Here is a 17,984-nt window from a genome sequence, read left to right on the forward strand (position 1 = left end):
CCATCTCATCGGAACCTCTGCACGATCAGGCCATTCTTCCACTTCGAGTGAGCCACCAGCGGTTCCAGAATCACCCGGTGCTTCAGGCTGCTGGCGTGCAGCAACAATACCTCGCCATCACGGCGCACGATCATGCCCGTGTGGCTCACATCCAGACCGGCCGCATCGTTCCAGAAGCCGACCAGATCCCCGGTCCGCAGACTGTCAAGCAGGGCTGCGGACGGAGGCACCCGGGTCAGCGTGCGCTCCTGCGTGCCCAGTCCGGGCAGCCACTGGCCACCATCCGATTTCTGGTTCAACACCTTGTTCCGCAACTGCGCGCCCGGCAGGCGAGCGCTGATGTCCTCCAGCTCCGGGTGTGCCACGGCCCAGTCACTGAAGAAGTGCAGGCGCTTGCTCCAGTCCACCCGGGCGTCCGCGTAGCGCCAGGCCTGCAGGCCTTCGCAGAAACCGGTGTCAGCCGTGGCGGCCGCGCAGACTTCCAGAAAGGTCATGCAGTCCAGCGAGTCCTCCCGGCACACGAGTTGCTCAGGGCGTGTCGCCGAGCCAATCAGCGTATTGGCTGCGTAGGGGCGACCCACTCGGGCCAGACCCGCATCGGCCATCGCGCTGGCTCTGGGGGAGGGATCATTGGCCACTTCCTGGACTGCCGCACGGGCATTGTCCGTGACGCAACAGGCCAGCAGGACCAGCAGCAGCATGCGAACCGGGCGGGACTGGATCACGGCTCAACCTCCAGGGATAGCGAAAACCAGGGATCCAGGCGGAAGCCCGCCAGTTGCTCGAGGTCCAGGTCCAGCAGGAAATGCTGATCCGGCTCGGTCAGTTCCAGGAAGTACAGTTCCGGCTCACCTTCAGGAGGCTGGATCAGCAGCGGCACAGTCAGCGTGCCCGAGTCGCTCGGGCGGGTCAGATGCACATCCAGCATGCCGTCACCCTGCTGCAACCGCGCCACCACCTCGGGGTGATCGACGCGCGACTGGAAATCGGCAAAACGTCCGCCCGCCCAGGGTCCCAGATGCTGGCTCAGTTTCTCCTGCATCACGGCCAGGTTCAGGCTGCCGCTTTGCAGACTGTAGTACAGGTCCCGCAGGAAGCGGCGAAAACGGGCGTCGGAGAGACTGGCCGGGTCCCGGCTGGCGTCGCGCAGGTTCTGCAACAGCAGCGCGAAGCGCCAGTCCAGACTCTCCTGGCTGCCCGGATCGTGCCAGCCCCCGTCGGCTCGGCTCCCCAGCAGCGGCAGGGCCAGCTCGGGATGCGGATTGTAACGCTGGTGGTTCAGGATCCGGGCGTGTGCCAGATCGCGCAGGCGATTGGCCGTGCTCACGCCGTGCACCTGCTCGACGGCGATGAGGGCCGTGGCCAGACGGAGGCCATCGCGCAGCCAGTCGGGTGTGCCGTTTTCCAGCGGAACCACTCCACCCCACCACTGCCCGGCCAGTGCGGTGGCCCGTTGCAGGGCCGCCTCGCCGCCACCGTTCCAGACGGCTGCCGCGGGCAGGCGTCCGGGAAGATCGCCGGCCGCGGGCGAGTAGAGCAGATCACGCAGATCACTCTCGGGACGCTCGCTCCGTCGCCACTCGGCCAGCAGTACGGGATCGTGATCCAGCGGCAGCAGCAGCTCGCTCAGCGCCGTGTTCAGCGGCAGCAGATCCGCCAGCGCTCCGTCCTGCCTGCCGGGATTGGACTTGGCCAGCGAGCGCGCGAAACCATCGCCGGGCACGGGGTCCAGCAGGGCCCCGCTCTCGGGCGCCGCCGGATTTCCCGGCCGCCAGGGACGCACCGAGTCCAGCACGGTGTCCTTCTCGTAGCGCCAGAAACTGGTGCCCGTGTTCGCCGGACCCGCCAGCAGGGCTGGGTCGGCTTCCGGCACGAAGACACTCATGCCGTCATCGGTCTGCAATTGGCGCCGCGGCAGGGCGTGCAGCACGGGCAGGCGCGCATTGCGGATCATGCACTGCAGGCGGGAGGGCGAGTCTCCGTCGCCCGGCGGCACCAAAATGCCGTTGCTGATGCCGAGAGCCAGGGGTGCGGATGATTCCAGATCCAGTCGCACCCACGGCACTCGTGTGACGCCATCCGCGGGTTCCGGGTGCCAGGCCCGCAAGGGATACTCAAGCTGACCGCCCTTGTTGCGGGTGGCCAGGTTCAGCGAGCCTTCGCCGAACAGGCTGAGATGCAGCCGTCCGGCGGGCAGTTCCTCAGGGAAGATCAGATAGATCAGAGGAGAACCCGGACTGTCCAGCCCGCCGGCATGCGGCAGCCAGAGCGAAACTGGACTCTCGGCGCAGTGCACACTGTCCAGCCGTGCGCCCGGGTCCAGACGCACGGGAATCACGGAGCTCGGGCGGGTCAGCGTGCCGTTCAGGCGGGCGGTCCAGCGGGCGGACAGCACGGCGTCGACGTTCAGTTCGAGAGCCAGGCTGTCCGTGGTCCAGTCAGGGTGCGAATATGGGGCCGGCTGTTCGCGGCCCACGCCCGAGTCGGGCAGGTCGTCAGCCAGTTCGGCCAGGGGACGGAACAGGCTGCTGCCGAAGTGCAGCGGTCGCAGCAGCAGGGTCGACGGATCGAGCGGATCCGGTCCGCCGCCGCTCAGCCTTGCCCAGAGTCGCGGCCGCCTGAATTGGAGCCAAGCCAGCGACTCCCCGCGTTCGTCACTCTGAAGGAAGTCGATCAGAAGGCTTGGCCAGGCCGTGCGCGCCATCGCGGCGGCATCGTCGTTGCCCAGACGGCGATTGAGGCGAGCGAACAGGCCGGTGGACACGGGTTGCCAGGACAGCGATTCCAGCTCCGCCGGCAAGCGGTCGCACAGCAGCAGGAAACTGCGGATCCTGCGGGACTGCAGGTCGGCGCCGTCCCCGCTTTGCAGCAGGAGGGCTTCCAGCGAGTCGCGCGCGCTCAGGGTGGCACGGGAGCGGCCTTCGAACCGCAGCATCCAGATGCCCCGACCGGGGCCGGGAAGGTGCAATCGCTGAAACGTCCCTTTCTCCAGCTGCAGGTCCAGTCCTGGCCAGGAAAGGCGCTGATTCCGTACAGCAGCCTTGCTCTCGAACGCTGGGTGGGCCAGAGCGAGCCGCAGTTGATCCAGATCCCCGGCCGAAGGCGCGCTGTGGCCGGCCACGGCCAGACCCAGCAGCAGGCTCAGCAGGGGCAGAAAACGGAAGGCATGGTTGCTCACTCTTCATCCTTCCTTCGATGGGGGCCACGAAGCTGTGGGGCGTGACGGGTGGCCCTTGTGCGGGCGGGGCAATTGTCCTATTCTCGCCCTCCCAACGAACACTGGGGACGTTCGTGGATTCGACGGGATCGCAGTGACACAGTCGTGCATGCCGTGGACGTGCCGGAGCACCACGCTAAAAGTTTCGGCAAACTATTAATCGGCAACGATTACGCTCTCGCTGCCTAATCTTAGGTAGCCGAAGCCCGGCTGGCGCGACCGCCGCCGCCGGTTCCTTCGTCACCCCAGCGGTCTGGTCCGATGGTCCTGGCTGGAGCCATCGGATGAGAACCACAGCCTGGTTTCGGGCGAGCCTGTCCATTGGCGCAACCGGAACGAGATCAAACAATGGAATAAGCATGTAGATCGGCCGTGGAGCGCTTTTTCGGACGAGGGTTCGACTCCCTCCGTCTCCATGCAACGGACCGGTGATGGGTCTCGCAAGAGGTCCTGAACCGGTCCGTTGCTGCTCCTGCCCCGAATGTCCACTTCGGCCTCTGCCCAAGGTTTGGCACCTTCCGGGGGCCCGTGACCGGGTCGACGCCGAACACCCGACCCCGGTCGACGCCCACCGCAGCAGGCGACTTCCGACCGGCCAAGAACACCGGACTCATGAAACTCCGCATTCGCACCCTGTTCCGCTGGCCTGTCCGCATCGTGGGCGGGTTGCTGTTGTTGGTGCTGCTGCTGCCATTTCTGCTGAACATTCGCCCACTGCAACGCTCGCTCCTGGCGCGCCTGAATCAGCAACTGGACGGGCGGTTCGAACTGGGTGGACTGAGTCTGGCGCCGTACTCCATCCGCCTGGAGCTGCATGATCTGGTCCTGCTGGATGCGGCGAATGACACACTTGCCTCCGTGTCCGGATTGCGGATCCAGCTCTCGCCCTGGGCGCTTCTGCGTGGACAGATCCGGATTCGTGATCTGCGGATCACGGAACCCTGGTTGCGCCTCGAAACCGGGCCATCGGGCAGCCTCACTCTGCTCGCCCCCTTCGCCCCGCTGATGTCGGACACGCTGGAGAGCTCGTTCACAGGCTCTGGCGAACCGCCTTCGTTCCAGCTGGACCGCTTGCAGATCGACGGACTGGGACTCGAGCTGGAGCGTGTGGGCGGGCTCACGCGTGCCAGCCTCGAGACGCTGGATCTGCGTGCCTCCGCCCGTTGGCCCGACCCGGAGGCCAGACTCGAACTGGCGTTGACCTCACTGACCGTCCAACCCGCCGAGCGGGCCTGGACACTGGACAGCCTGGGACTTGCCGGCACACTCAGCGGTGAGACACTGGAGTCCTTCGTGATCCAGGCCCGCACCGGATCCAGCAGCCAGCTGCGACTGGATGCGAGCGCGCACACGGCCTGGCCGGACACGCGCGCCCAATTGGCCCTGCAGTTCCAGCTCGGACTGGAAGAACTGGGTCTGCTGCCAGCGGACCCGGGACTCGGCGGAGGATTGCTGGTGGGGCAGCTCGAGCTGCATGGAGCCGTCCAGGATCCGAGCCTGCGTTCGCACATCGTTTTGAGTGAGCTGGTGCACGACCGCGCACCCATCGACTCCCTGGTGCTGGAGCTGGCTCTGGACGAGCGCGTGCTGGCCCTCAGCCAACATCTCTACATGGGCGGCGGGGGCCGCGAAACCCTGAACCTGCAGCTGGATGCCCGTGAGGCACTTCCCGCGGGAATTCTGGACAGTCTGCGTCACGAGAACCTCAGCTGGACGGCCAACGGCCAGTGGCAGGAGCTGGATCTGGCGCCCTGGCTCGCTTCATCCGTGTCACAGGGATGGCTTGGTGGCTCACTTGACGCTTCCGGCCAGGGCATCGACTGGCCCGGGCTGAGGGCCACCCTGGCTCTGGCGACTGGTGCCTCAGGCGTGGAACTGCGCGGTGACAAGACCCCGCAGGACGCGCGACTGGGCCTTGGGATGACAGTGCGCGGTACGGTGTTCACGCTGGACAGCCTGGCGCTGGCACTGCCCGGAGTGCAGGCCAGCGGCAACGGACGCGCGGATCTGGCCGACAGCAGTCTGGCATTCAGCACACACTGGCAGGTGGACAGTTCCGAACTGCCGCTGGGCGACGCGCTGAATGCTGCGGACGCGGGGCTCCTCAGTGGCCGGATGCGCCTGGATGGCAGCTTGCTTGAGCCACGCCTGAGTCTGAACGCCGCCCATGGGCCCGGGGTGCTGGCGGGCCTGACACTGGACAGTCTGGATCTGCAGGCAACGGCAAGTGAACACTCCCTGCAGCTGGAGCAACATCTGGACCTGGGGTCCGGTGGCAGCCAGCGACTGGAGCTGGAGGCCCGCAGCCCGAATGGCTGGCGCGCTCTGGCGGATCAGCGCCTGCGCGCCCGCGATCCGCAGTGGAACACGCGGCTCAGCCTGGATTCGCTGGATCTGGCCGGGCTGATTCCGGGGCTGACTTTCGAAGGCCGTGTCACGGGCAGTCTGACCGGGTCGGGCACCGGCAGCGACCCCGAGCGGATGGCGGGCTCCGCCAGGCTCCAGATCAGTGGCCAGAGCCTGCTGGCTCCAGGACTGGCCGACACGGTCTCGCTGGCTGCGGACGGGAATCTGGTGCTGGCCGCCGGCATCGCACGCCTGGATTCGCTGCGCTTGCGTGTGCAGGAACTGTCTCTCGACGGTGACGCACGCCTGAATCTGAACAGCGAAAAGGTTGAGGCGAGCCTGGTGCTGGACGCACCCCGACTCGCGAGTCTGCCGCTGGCACTCTCCGACCCGATTTCGGGCAGTCTCAAGGCCTGGGTGGAGCTGACGGGAAGCATTGGTGATCCACGGGCGGACCTGAGGCTGCATCTGGCGGAGTTCGAATCGCCCTGGCAGGACCTGCGCGAACTGAATCTGGCAGGGCATGTCGCCGCGGACACGGCACGTGTCGACAGTTGCCGGATCGTGCTGGATCACGATCTGGGACTGCGCCTTTCCGGTCTGGTGACGCGCGACGGGGAATTCGCGCTCACATTGGGCTCGGATCCATTGTCTCTGGAGCTGTTCAAATCCCTCAGTCGCCTGCCCGAAGGTTCGGGGCGTCTGGAGTTGACTCTGACCGCGCATGGCACTGCCCGTGAACCCCATCTGTCGGGCTGGCTCAACGCCGACTCGCTGCGTTACGGGGATACGAGGCTGCTGCCCCTGCGACTGCGCCTGGGAGGAGATGGAGACACACTTACCCTCAGCGGAGAGCAGTTCTTCCGCCTGGACGCGCGCTACCATCCGGCCAGCGGACTGCTGAATGCCCGCCTGGACATTCCCGAGCAGCAACTGGATTCCTACCTGGCGCTGGCCGGCTATGAGTTCCTCAGTCTGCGCACGGCGCTGTCGATCCAGGTGGACGGCTCGCTGCAACATCCTGAAGCCCTGCAGGCCAGCCTGAGCATTCCCGAACTGGCACTGGGGGCCTGGCAGCGCCCGCTGGCCAGTGGTCGGAACCTGCTGGCCAGCTGGGGCCACAACACGCTGAGCATCGATTCCTTCCACCTTGTCACACCCAGTGATGGATTTCTGGACCTTGCCGGTCAGGGCCGGGTCGAGTCACTCGACTATCAATTGAACGCCCGCCTGCCTCTGGACCTGGCGGCACCCTTCACGCCCGTGCTGGGCAGCCTGAACGGGGACTTGGCCCTCCAGGGGAGACTGGCCGGCAGCATGTCCGAACCCAATCCCGAACTGGATCTGCAACTGGACAGCCTGAGCCTGCTTGTGCCCGTGCTCGATCAGCGCCTGCACGGGGTGAATGCCCGGATGCGCCTGGAGGGCAACAACCTTTGGTTGGACGACCTGAGCGGGTCCCTGGATGGGGGACGTTTCCAGGCGGGGGGCCTGGTGGGGCTGCGCGAGTTCCAGCCCGACAGTCTGGATCTGCGCCTGCGCGCCCAGTCCCTGCAACTGGAGCTGCAGGGCACGGCCTCGACACTGCTGGAGCTGGATCTGCGGGCCAGAGGCAACTCGCGCCAATCCCGTCTCACGGGGGATGTGCAGATCCTGGATGGCCTGTATTACGGCGACCTGCAGCTCAATCCCGGGCAGTTGGTCAGTTTCATCAGCCGGGGGCGCGAGCGCCAGAGCGCCACGGTCAGCGAATCCACCAACCCGCTGCTGCGCAACATGGAACTGGATCTGGCCCTGCGCACCCGGCGCCCCTTCGTGGTCGAGAACAATCTGCTGAGCACGAGCCTGGCGCCGGATCTGCAGATCCGTGGACATCTGCTGGAACCCCTGCCCAGTGGCCGGGCCAGTCTGCTGGACGGTACCCTGCGCTTCGCGGGGCGCGAGTTCAGCATCACACGGGGCATCCTGGACTTCGTCAATCCCGATCGCATCGACCCGGAACTGGATATCGAAAGCACGGTGCTGGTGGCGCCCCAGGGCGAAGGTCTGGGCGAGCAGTGGTCCATCACGCTGCGTGTCACGGGCACGGCCAGCGAACCGCGTCTGTTGTTGAGTTCGCTGCCGATGGAGGAGGATGAGGATGTGCTCTCGATTCTGCTCACCGGCCGCCGCAGTGCCGACCTGGCCAACCTGACCGGTGGCGGTGAACTGAGTCCTCAACAGGTACTGGCCCGTTTGCTGGTCGCTTCCGCCAGCGAACGCCTGCGAAAGCTGAGTGGGCTGGACGTGCTGGATGTGGAAATGGGCCGCAGCGGGGAGGGGGACACGGCCAGCGAGAACCTGCGCCTGACCGTGGGCAAGAGCCTGTCGCGCCGTCTGACCACGTACTACAGCGTCGAAGCCAGCAAGGGCAGCCTGGTGCGCACGGGCACCGTCGAATACCGCCTGCTGGACGACCTGAGCCTCAGCGGATTCCAGAACAGCACCCAGGAAGTCGGGGGCGAACTGAAGCTGAAGAGGGAGTTCCGCTGATGGCCACCCGCCTGTTCGGCCTGCTCTGCCTGGTTCTGCTGGCAAGCGCCGCGGTTCTCTTCGCCGAGGATCTGCAGTCCCGTGTGACGATCACGGGCGCTGGCGGGCGCCAGGCCGAGCTCGAGAGTGTGGCACGCGCTCTGCTTCCCGATGGCGGCCTGCTCCCCCTCTCGGCCCATTCCCTGGACCAGACCCGCCAACTGCTGGAGGACAGCCGTTTCTTCAGCAGGATTCAGCTGGATCTGGACAGCACATCGGTTCCTCCCGTGCTGGACGTGCATCTGGTTGCCGCGCTGCTGATTTCCAACATCAAGGTGAGTGGCCAGCGGCCCTTCTTCGAACGGGAGATTCTGGATGTGCTCAGCATCTACCCGGGTGACGTGTATGACTCGCTGGAAGTGGCTGGACAGGCCGAGGGAATTCGCGAGTTCTACCGTCGTTCGGGGCGCCGGCTGAATGATGTGAGACTTGTGACCGCTGTGGACAGTGTCGACGCCACCTGCACCATCCAGATCGAGCTGGAATCCGACCGCTACGTGCGGCTGGGATCGCTGGAATTCACGGGCAACCATGCGTTCTCGGGGAGCCGCCTGCGCTGGAAACTGAAAACCTGGCGCCACCACTATCTGCCGGGTGAAGCCGGGCGATTCCAGGAACAGGAACTCCAGGACGATCTGGAATCCCTGCGCAGCTGGTATCGGGAGAAAGGATATCCGGAGTTCACCGTGTCCGTGACCCGGGTGGCCCGTGATGCTGACGGTGACTCGCCACGCCTGGATCTGATCCTGGCCGTCCACGAGGGGCCGCTCTACCGCGTGACCTACGATGGGCATCACAGACTGGGCAGATCCCGCCTGGCCAGGAGTTCCAGCCTCACCGAACGTGGCAATCGGGCCGACGCCACTCTGCGTCGGGATCTGCAGGCGATGCTGGAGCTGTACCATCGGAAGGGCTATCCCTTCACCACGATCGAACTGGATGCGCCGCGGGTGGACGATGACGCACACTTGCGAACGGTACGGTACCGGATCACGGAAGGACCGCGTACCCGGATCAGCGCGGTTGATCTCAGTGGAAACCACCAGATCGGCAACGATCGGCTGCTGCGCAATGTCCTCTCGCGCAAGGGGCGGATCTGGGATGAGCAGTTGAGCAAGGAAGACGCCGACGCGCTCTTCAATCTGTATCAGAATCTGGGCTATCGACATGCCACGGTGGACCTGACGCACGAGCTCTCGCAAGACTCGAGCCGGGTCGCGATCCGATTCGTGATCCAGGAGGGCCGGCCCAGCAAGCTGGAAACCGTGTTGCATGCCGCACCCGGTGCGGGCAGCATTCCCGACAGCCTGTTGCAGCAGGTCATTGTCGGCGACAGCATCTGGACTCCGGGAGTGCTCGATCGCCAGGAGCGCAGCCTGCTGGCGGCCCTGGCCCGCCAAGGTCATCTGCGGGCCTCGCTGGATCAGGAACTGGTACTGAATGCCGACAGCACACGCGCCCGTCTGGATGTGAGCGTGAACCCCGGTCCGCGACAGAGCATGGGCAAACTGTTCTTCCGGGGCAATTTTCACACCTCGCCCCGTTTTCTGGCCCGCGAGCTGGATCTGCCCGCGGGTATGCCCTTCTCGCGCCAGGCTCTGCTGAAGGGCCAGCAACGGCTGCAGAACCAGCCGATTCTCGCCTCGGCCCGCTTGCGCACACTGGGCATGAGTCAACTGCGTGACACAGTGCATGTGCTGGTGGAGCTTGAGGAGAAGCCGCCCTGGTATGTGGAAGGGGCCAGTGGGTACCACAGCTCCGATGGCCTGTATCTGCGTTCGCGAGTGGGCAATCGCAACCTCTTCGGCAAGGCGCGCCACCTCTGGCTGGGAGGGCGGGCCAGCCAGACCCTGATGCGCGCGGAGAGCGGACTGATCGATCCACGCTTCCTTGGCGAGCGACTCTCGGGGGCGGCCACGGTGTATTACGAGAAGCAGGAGCTGCTGAACCAGAACTTTGGCGCGCGCAGCTTCGGTCTGGAACTGGGCGTGGACAAGGAGCTGGGCTCGCGCTGGCGCATGGGAGCGTCCCTTGTGCGTGAGCAGCGCCAGCTCTTCGGCAGTCTGGCCCGAAGCCTCACGGGTGAACTGGACAGCCTGTTGTCGGCGGCTGCTCTGGATCCGCGCGATCGCCTGAGCCTCGCGCCCTCGCTGCGATTCGATTCCCGGGACAACTTCCTGCGTCCGCGCAAGGGCATCCTGGGCTCGGTGAATGCCGAACTGTCACACGGACTTGACAACCGACTGGAGGACTTCCTCAGGCTGGACTCGGAGTTGCGCGCCTATCGTTCTCTGGGCGATCGCTTCATCGTGGCGGGCCTGGTGCGTCTGGGGCAGGCCCGACCTGTCTGGGGTGCCAATGTGCTCAGTCCCGATCGCCTGTATTTTCTGGGCGGCAGCCGCAGTGTGCGCGGATACGCCGAGAACTCGCTCTACCGTGATGCATCGGGTGCCGCGCTGGGAGGGCCGGTGGCCCTCTCCGGTGCCTGGGAACTGCGGACCGCACTGGGCCACAGTCTCGAACTGGTTCTGTTCGCCGATCAGGGGGTGTTGGCTGGAGGGTGGAACTGGGCGGACTGGGAACAACCGCGCACGGGTGCAGGGCTTGGATTGCGCTGGCAGACGGCGATCGGCCCGGTTGGCGTGGTGCATGGCTGGAAACTGGCTCGTCGACCGGGTGAGGACGCGGGCCGATTCCATTTCAGTCTGGGGTATCCGATCTGATTCTCGGGGCATGCGGAGCGTGCGATGACCGGCACTGGTTCTCCAAATCGCTGAAATCTCTTTGATTCAACTTTCTCTTTCGCTATTTCCGTACCGGATTGTCCCGGACTTCCAACCAAGTGGCGTGCGATCCGCCCCCCCGACCAGCTAAAATCTCGACATGCCATCACAAACCACTGGAGCTCGCCATGGGCCTGAACAGACTTATCCATCTGGCAGTCAAGGGGTCACTCTTGCTGTTCGCCTCTTCCACCGCACTGGCTGCGGCCAATGCCACGGGGCAGCCGACAAGCAGCCAATCTCCCGAACTGCAGGCGCTGATCGCCGCCGGCGGTGGCGGGTTCTCGCCCGCGATCCTGAATCTGGTGGGAGGCGCCCCCGATTCGGGTGACGGAAACGACGGACTTCCGCACATCAATACGCGACTGGGCGGACCCGAGAGCGAAGCGGGCGTGGGCGAGGTCACCGTCACCAGCGCTTGCCAGCCTCCCGCCCAGAGCGATGAGGAGTGGGGGTTCTGGCTGGTCGAGAGTGATTTCTACGGCGAATACTACGAGCGCACGGATTTCTTCCAGGGCGACGAAGGCTTCGACGAGATTCAGGTCAGTGGCTTCCAGGTCGGCTTCGAAGGCGGATTCGTCAGTTGCGGATCGGCCGAACTGGGCTTCCGGGTCCGCATCTACTCCGACCTCGCGGGCGAACCGGGCACCTTGTTGATGGACGAACAGGTGAATTCCACGGGTGTCCCGGGCCCCATGACCTATGCCGGTACCGAGGCGACCCGCCTCTACACCTGGTCGCTGCCGCTGAGTGCACCCCAGAACATCCAGCGCGGCTGGTTGAGCATCCAGGCCATCGGCGGCGACTGTTACTTCGGGCAGCTGACCAGCGTCGAAGGCACCGACAGCCATTCACTGTTCAAGAATGGAGCATCCAGCACCTGGGCCAGCCAGGGTTTCGACCTGAACTACTGCCTGATCAGCCATGCTCCCACGGCACCCGCCTGCCAGGTCGCCAGCCAGCCCAACGAGAACTGGGGCTTCTGGCTCACCGACGGAGTGTTCGGACCCCGTGCCGAGCGTTTCCAGGTGGACGGTGTGATCGGCTCCGTGGACCTGACCGGCACCAGCGTCGCCTGGAACGGCGTGGCCTGGCAGAGCTGCAATGATTTCACCGAAGAGTTCCACGTCACCTTCCATGCCGATGACAACGGCAGCATCGGCGAGCAGGTGAGCGAGTTCACCCTCACCACCACCGGCACCCCCACGGGCACTCCCTATTTCTGGAGCTTCCCCTTCATCAGCCGCACCTACCAGCTCCAGCTGCCTGTGCCCCTGCAGTTGTACACGGGCTGGCTCGAGATCGAAGCCGTCGCGGCCCCCGGCTGCTGGTTCGCCTGGCTCAACAGCCAGAACGGCGATGGATCCAGTCTGGTCTGGAACAACAATACCCAGACCTGGCGTGGGTTCAACCAGGACTTCGCGTTCTGCCTGAACACCATCGCCTGCCCGCCCGTGAATGACGTCCGCATGAGCCACCTGAATGGCACTCTCACTCTGTCATGGGACGCCATCCCGGGCGCAACCGATTACCGGATCCTGACCGCCAAGACTCCCTACGAACCCTTCACTGCCCTGGACATCACCACGGGTGGCAGCACCACCTGGAGCGTTTCCATGGATTCCGGCATGGAGTTCTACAAGATCGTGGCCGTCTGTCCCTGACCGACGCACCCTGTGAATTGCAACGCCCCCTTCCCGTCGAAGGGGGCGTTCTCATTCTGGGTGTTTTCTACCTTGGGCGCCTCATCCCACAAGTTGAAGGAAAGTCCGCATGCCCTCCGATCCTGCCGCGGTGGTCCTGTTGAGTGGAGGTCTGGACTCCACCACCTGTCTTGCCATCGCCCGCAAGCAGGGCTACCGTTGTCATGCCTTGAGTTTTGACTACGGGCAGCGTCATCGTCTGGAGCTGGACTGCGCGAGCCGTGTGGCCCGGGCCATGGGCGCCGAGCGGCATCTGGTGAGTCGCATCGATCTGGCCGCTTTCGGCGGGTCGGCCCTCACCAGCGGCATCGATGTTCCCAAGAGCGAGTCCGCGGAGGCAGTGGACCAGCACCAGGGCGTGCCCATTACCTACGTGCCGGCCCGCAACACGATCTTTCTGAGTTTCGCATTGGCCTGGTGCGAGGTGCTGGGCGCGTCCCACATCTTCATCGGTGTGAATGCACTGGATTTCAGCGGTTACCCCGACTGCCGACCCGAGTACATCCAGGCCTGGGAGCGCCTGGCGCGCTTGGCCACCCGTGCGGGTGTCGAAGGCCAGGAACTTGTGATCCACACCCCGCTGATGCAATGGGACAAGAGCCGCATCATTTCCGAAGGACTGGCCCTGGGCGTGGATTATGCCCTGACCACCACCTGTTACGACCCGGATGCCGCGGGTCTGGCCTGTGGTCATTGTGATGCCTGCCTGCTGCGCCTGCGCGGGTTCCGCCGGCTGGGCGTGACCGATCCGGCAGGATACCAGCCGGGGGCACGTCCCTGAATGGCCTACCTCGTCAAGGAAATGTATTACACCATCCAGGGTGAAGGGCGCCAGTCCGGCACACCCGCGGTCTTCTGCCGGATGGCGGGTTGCAATCTCTGGAACGGTCACGAGTCCGGCAGGGCCAGCGCGGTCTGCACTTTCTGTGATACCGATTTTCTGGGGACCGACGGACCGGGCGGAGCCCGCTTCGACTCGGCGGATGAGCTGGCCGCTGCTGCCCTCGCGCTGCAACCGGAACCCGAGGGGACCAGTCGCCTGATCGTGCTCACCGGGGGCGAGCCCCTGCTGCAGGTCGATGACGCGCTTCTGCAGGCCCTGCACGCTGCCGGATTCAGGGTGGCCGTGGAGACCAACGGCAGCCTGCCCGCACCGCCGGGTCTCGACTGGATCTGCGTCAGTCCCAAGGCGGGCGCCCCCTTCGTGCAACGCAGCGGCCAGGAACTGAAACTGGTGTTTCCCCAGCCCGCGCTGATGCCCGACGCACTGCCCCACACACAGTTCGAGCATTACCTGCTGCAACCGATGGATGGTCCCGAGCGCGAGCGCAACACCGAACTGGCCGTAGCCTGGTGTCTGGCTCACCCCCGTTGGGCGTTGAGCCTGCAGACGCACAAGCTGCTTGGGCTGCCCTGACCCGCGCAGTTTCCCATTTCAGGAAAGATCCCATGGACATCTTCAAGACCTTCCATCTGGAAGCCGCCCACCGTCTGCCCCGTGTACCCGAGGGGCACAAGTGCGCCCGTCTGCACGGCCACAGTTTCCGGGTGGATGTCTTCGTATCCGGAGAGCCCGGCGAGGACAGCGGCTGGATCGTCGACTTCGCCGAGATCAAGGCGGCCTTCCAGCCGATCCACGACCAACTGGATCACCACTACCTCAACGAGGTCGAGGGCCTCGAGAATCCCACCAGCGAACAGCTCTGCATCTGGATCTGGCAGCGACTGAAACCCCGGCTTCCGGGGCTCTCGCGGCTCGTGATCCACGAAACCTGCACATCAGGCTGCAGCTACCACGGACAGTGATCAGGACGCGTGAGAGAACCGGAAGACCGCCTCCCTGAGTTCTGTCTCGCGCGACCTTTGCATGACCATTGCCCCTCGACCGGATGCGAAGATTGGATCGTTCGCCATGTCCTGCCGACGCGGACCCGGATACGATCTGCATATCCGCGGCACAGGTCGGCGTCGTTCACGATCCAGCTCCCGGAAGACGATGTTTTCACGCCTCCTGTTTGCCCTGTGCCTCCTCTTCGTGCCCGGAATCCAGGCTGTCACCCTCACGGGACACGTGCGGGACGCGGAAACCCACCGACCACTGGAGGCCGTCAACCTGACGGTTGTCGGCAGCACCCAGGGCGCTGCCACCGACCAGAACGGTGCCTTCATCATCACGGGTCTGCAGGCCGGGCCACTGACTCTCTCCGCCAGCCACCTCGGCTATCTGCCCCTTGAGGTGCCCACGGTCATCGGGGAGCAGGCTCCCCCGCCCTTGACCGTGCTGCTCGTGCCCACCCGTGCCCGCATGGATGACGTGGTCTTCACGGCCACCCGCTCGGCCCAGCATCTCAAGGATGTGCCCGTGGCCACCGAGCTGCTGCGCGCCAGCGAGATGCACGCCCGCTCGGCCTTCACGGCCGCGGAAGCACTTGACGCCCAGGTGGGCATCACGGTCAGCGAGAGCATTGGCGGCGAAAAGCAGGTCAGCCTGCAGGGCATCGACCCCGACAAGGTGCTCGTGCTCGTGGATGGCCGCCGCGTGGTGGGACGCATCCGGGGGGCCCTGGACCTGGAGCAGCTGGCCACCCTGAACGTGCGACAGATCGAGGTGGTCAAGGGATCGCTGTCCACACTCTACGGCAACGAAGCGATTGGTGGGGTGGTCAACATCATCACCGACCATCCCACGGATGCGTTCGGGCTGACCGTGGACATGGGTGGGGGTTCGTACTACAGCCGTCGTGGCGATGGCTCACCCGTGCTGGACGGCATCAACCACACCAGCGGCATCACCATCGGCAAGGCCAGCGAGACTCGCAGCATGGACCTGGGCATCCAGTTCCGTCACATGGACCCACTGGACAGTGACCCCACCACCACCGAGACCGACGGCGTCTTCGAGACCGACCGGCTGAACCTGAATGCGCGCCTGAAACAGCAGGTGGCCACGGGTGAGATCTCGCTGGACGTGCGCAGCATGGACGAGAACAAGAACTGGATCGAGGACAGCCGGCGCGACGAGCGCATTCCCTTTCGCGACGAGGAAACCAATACCCGTCGCGATGGCGTGCTCACCTGGCACAGCCACACGGAATGGGCCGACGAGTATACCTGGACTCTCTATCACACGGCCAATCGTCACCGCTGGGAGAAGTACACCACGCGTGGTGAGCGGCTGCGGAGCGACTTCAACAACGCGGACGAGGACTACAGCGAGCTGGCGGTGAACTTCGTCAAGTCCTATGGCGATCATTATGGCTTCAACGCGGGTGTCGAAGGCTATCGCGGCGTGATCCGGGGTCAGTCCGGCGGAACCAGCGAACCCTTCGACCGCACCACGAGCGCGGGAACCCTCTACTGGCAGAACGAGATTCGCAGCCTGCGGAACTGGACCCTGATGCCCGGCGTGCGCTTCGAGTATCACGACATCTATCGTGACAACTGGAGTCCGCGCATGGCCGTGATGTATGCGCCCGGGGACTGGCGCGTGCGGGCCTCGGTGGGCAAGGGCTACAAGGCGCCCACGGCCAAGCAGCTGGCCTTCGTGTTCGATCACCAGGCGGTGGGCTATCGCATCGAGGGCAATCCCGATCTGGACCCCGAGTACTCACTGAACCTCAACGCGGGCATCGAGTGGCTGCCCGCGCCGGAGTACAGCCTGCGTCTGAACGGATTCAGGCACAATCTGGACGACCTGATCGACTTTGATCTGGAAGAGCAGACCACGGACTATTATGTGGGCATCTATCGCTACCGCAACATCAAGTCCGCGTGGATCGAAGGCATCGAGCTGGAGCAGAATCTGCAGCACGGCCCCTGGATGCTCGATCTCGCCTGGTCCTGGCTGAGGACGCGGGATCGCAGCTCCGGTCGCGAGCTGCTCAATCGTCCGCGTCACACGGCGAACTGGATCGTGGGCTACTCCCGGGGTGCGCTTCAGACCAGACTCTGGGGGCGCTACACGGGCAGTTCGCTCTTCGCCCCGCCCACCGAGACCGAGCAGACGGTGGGGGAAGCGCTGCATACGGTGGATTACGCCATCTGGAACACGAGTGTGTCCTGGGCCTTCACCAACCACCTGAGGTGCTGGAGCAAGGTCGAGAACCTGCTGGACCGCACCGACCCTCTCTTCGGCCCGTTCCAGGGGCGGACCTTCTGGCTTGGGCTGCATTGGCAAACACGATTGACCGGTTTTGAAGCGGACGACCCAGCCGGGCCCACCGCTGAGTGACAATTTCATTTCAACCGATATTTCCGGGAGGATCCATGAACACCACCCCTTGGCGCCGCACGGCCTTGTTCCTGCCTCTGGCCGCGAGCCTGTTCCTGGGGCTGCAGGCCTGTTCCGACGATGACAGCAGCAACGATACCTTCAACGAACCCACGGATCAGGCCACCTGGGACGATGGCCAGGGTGGCTGGTATTCGCGCGTGGATGCGAGTGATGCCGAAACCTGGGCACGCTTCGATCTGGCCGATCGCGCATTCAACGGCAGCGCCTGGACGATCAAGTTCCGTCGCTCCGAAATCGCGCTCAACGGCGGTGATTCGGGCGATGGCTCGGTGAGTGCGATCAATCTGGCCGACCATGGCTTGATCCCCGCGGGGGGATTCGATGCCCTGGCCGCCGTGGACGCCTCACTCACCGAGAGCGACTGGATGACGGACCTCAACTCCAATCCGCTGGCCGGATGGTACAACTACAATCCCATGACACACGAAATCACGCCCTCCGACAGCGTCTACGTTCTGCGCTGTGCCGATGGCAACCACTACGCCAAGTTCCAGGTCAACGTCATTGACAATCCCGGCATGAGCAATCCCGGTACCCTGACGCTGAACTATGTCCATCAGGCAACCGCGGGCAATCTGGACCTGTCGGCCACTCCGCAGAGTTTCCAGGTCGACTGCAGCAGCGGTGCGGCGTACATCTCCTTCGCGTCCGCGGGCCAGGTCACCGTGGCCGACCCCCTGACCTCAATGGACTGGGACCTGTTCGTGGATGGGTATGACATTCACTTCAACGCCGGTGAGTACGGACCGGGCACCGCGGGCGGCTACTCGGCCCAGCTTGCCGATCTGAACCATGCCGACGTGAGCCAGGCCGCTCCCACGCCCAACCTTTACATGGCCGAGAGCGTGCAGTCGGTGTTCAGCTCCTGGTATGACTACGATGGCGCCACCCACCAGCTCAGCCCCGCCGACTGTCTGTACCTGGTGCGCGACGGCAGTTCGACCTGGAAGCTGGAGATCCTGTCGTACTACAACCCGGCCACCGATGCCAGCGGCTGGTTCAAGATCCGCTACGCCCTGCTGCCCTAGGCGCACCCGGGCGGATGCATGCGTGACACAGAACAGGATGGG

At 64.9% G+C, this 17,984-nt stretch carries 10 protein-coding genes and 1 other RNA gene; 9 read left to right on the forward strand and 2 right to left on the reverse strand.

The genetic code is table 11. The features are described 5' to 3' along the window. Positions 1-5: 5 nt before the first annotated feature. Positions 6-725 (reverse strand): DUF1460 domain-containing protein, encoded by a 720-nt coding sequence (locus tag H6678_08575; protein MCB9473850.1) that lies wholly within the window; start codon positions 723-725, stop codon positions 6-8. Next, a complete protein-coding gene (locus H6678_08580) occupies positions 722-3,178 on the reverse strand; it encodes a hypothetical protein (GenBank protein MCB9473851.1) in 2,457 nt (818 codons plus the stop codon). The genes H6678_08575 and H6678_08580 overlap by 4 nt, the downstream gene beginning before the upstream one ends. 103 nt (positions 3,179-3,281) lie before the next feature. Here H6678_08580 and ssrA point away from each other — a divergent pair. From ssrA to H6678_08625, 9 genes are all read left to right on the forward strand, one after another. Next, positions 3,282-3,636: a transfer-messenger RNA gene (gene ssrA, locus H6678_08585) on the forward strand. Positions 3,637-3,829: 193 nt separating this feature from the next. Then, positions 3,830-8,095: a translocation/assembly module TamB domain-containing protein gene (locus tag H6678_08590; protein ID MCB9473852.1), complete on the forward strand. Its 4,266-nt coding sequence runs from the start codon at positions 3,830-3,832 to the stop codon at positions 8,093-8,095. Then, positions 8,095-10,857, forward strand: coding sequence for a BamA/TamA family outer membrane protein (locus H6678_08595; protein ID MCB9473853.1), 2,763 nt, complete (start codon positions 8,095-8,097; stop codon positions 10,855-10,857). Before H6678_08590 ends, H6678_08595 begins: the two co-directional genes overlap by 1 nt. Positions 10,858-11,090: 233 nt before the next feature. Further along, the gene (locus tag H6678_08600; protein ID MCB9473854.1) at positions 11,091-12,581 is read left to right on the forward strand and encodes a hypothetical protein; all 1,491 of its coding nucleotides are present in this window, start codon (positions 11,091-11,093) and stop codon (positions 12,579-12,581) included. Positions 12,582-12,690: 109 nt separating this feature from the next. Further along, positions 12,691-13,401, forward strand: coding sequence for a 7-cyano-7-deazaguanine synthase QueC (gene queC / locus H6678_08605; protein MCB9473855.1), 711 nt, complete (start codon positions 12,691-12,693; stop codon positions 13,399-13,401). Continuing rightward, on the forward strand, positions 13,402-14,037 hold the full coding sequence (gene queE / locus H6678_08610) for a 7-carboxy-7-deazaguanine synthase (protein ID MCB9473856.1): 636 nt from the start codon (positions 13,402-13,404) through the stop codon (positions 14,035-14,037). A 32-nt stretch (positions 14,038-14,069) separates the two neighbouring features. Further along, positions 14,070-14,426, forward strand: a complete 357-nt coding sequence (gene queD / locus H6678_08615; GenBank protein ID MCB9473857.1) for a 6-carboxytetrahydropterin synthase QueD — start codon at positions 14,070-14,072, stop codon at positions 14,424-14,426. 190 nt (positions 14,427-14,616) lie between these two features. Next, the gene (locus H6678_08620; GenBank protein MCB9473858.1) at positions 14,617-16,851 is read left to right on the forward strand and encodes a TonB-dependent receptor; all 2,235 of its coding nucleotides are present in this window, start codon (positions 14,617-14,619) and stop codon (positions 16,849-16,851) included. 35 nt (positions 16,852-16,886) lie between these two features. Continuing rightward, positions 16,887-17,942, forward strand: a complete 1,056-nt coding sequence (locus H6678_08625; GenBank protein ID MCB9473859.1) for an HmuY family protein — start codon at positions 16,887-16,889, stop codon at positions 17,940-17,942. Positions 17,943-17,984 lie beyond the last annotated feature (42 nt).

The organism is Candidatus Delongbacteria bacterium, assembly GCA_020634015.1.
In the GTDB taxonomy this organism is placed as follows: Bacteria; CAIWAD01; CAIWAD01; order CAIWAD01; family CAIWAD01; genus JACKCN01.

Coding starts and splice junctions, on each gene's coding strand:
- queC (MCB9473855.1), top strand. CDS start 12,691: ATGCCCTCCGATCCTGCCGCGGTGGTCCTGTTGAGTGGAGGTCTGGAC.
- H6678_08625 (MCB9473859.1), top strand. CDS start 16,887: ATGAACACCACCCCTTGGCGCCGCACGGCCTTGTTCCTGCCTCTGGCC.
- H6678_08620 (MCB9473858.1), top strand. CDS start 14,617: ATGTTTTCACGCCTCCTGTTTGCCCTGTGCCTCCTCTTCGTGCCCGGA.
- queD (MCB9473857.1), top strand. CDS start 14,070: ATGGACATCTTCAAGACCTTCCATCTGGAAGCCGCCCACCGTCTGCCC.
- H6678_08590 (MCB9473852.1), top strand. CDS start 3,830: ATGAAACTCCGCATTCGCACCCTGTTCCGCTGGCCTGTCCGCATCGTG.
- queE (MCB9473856.1), top strand. CDS start 13,402: ATGGCCTACCTCGTCAAGGAAATGTATTACACCATCCAGGGTGAAGGG.
- H6678_08595 (MCB9473853.1), top strand. CDS start 8,095: ATGGCCACCCGCCTGTTCGGCCTGCTCTGCCTGGTTCTGCTGGCAAGC.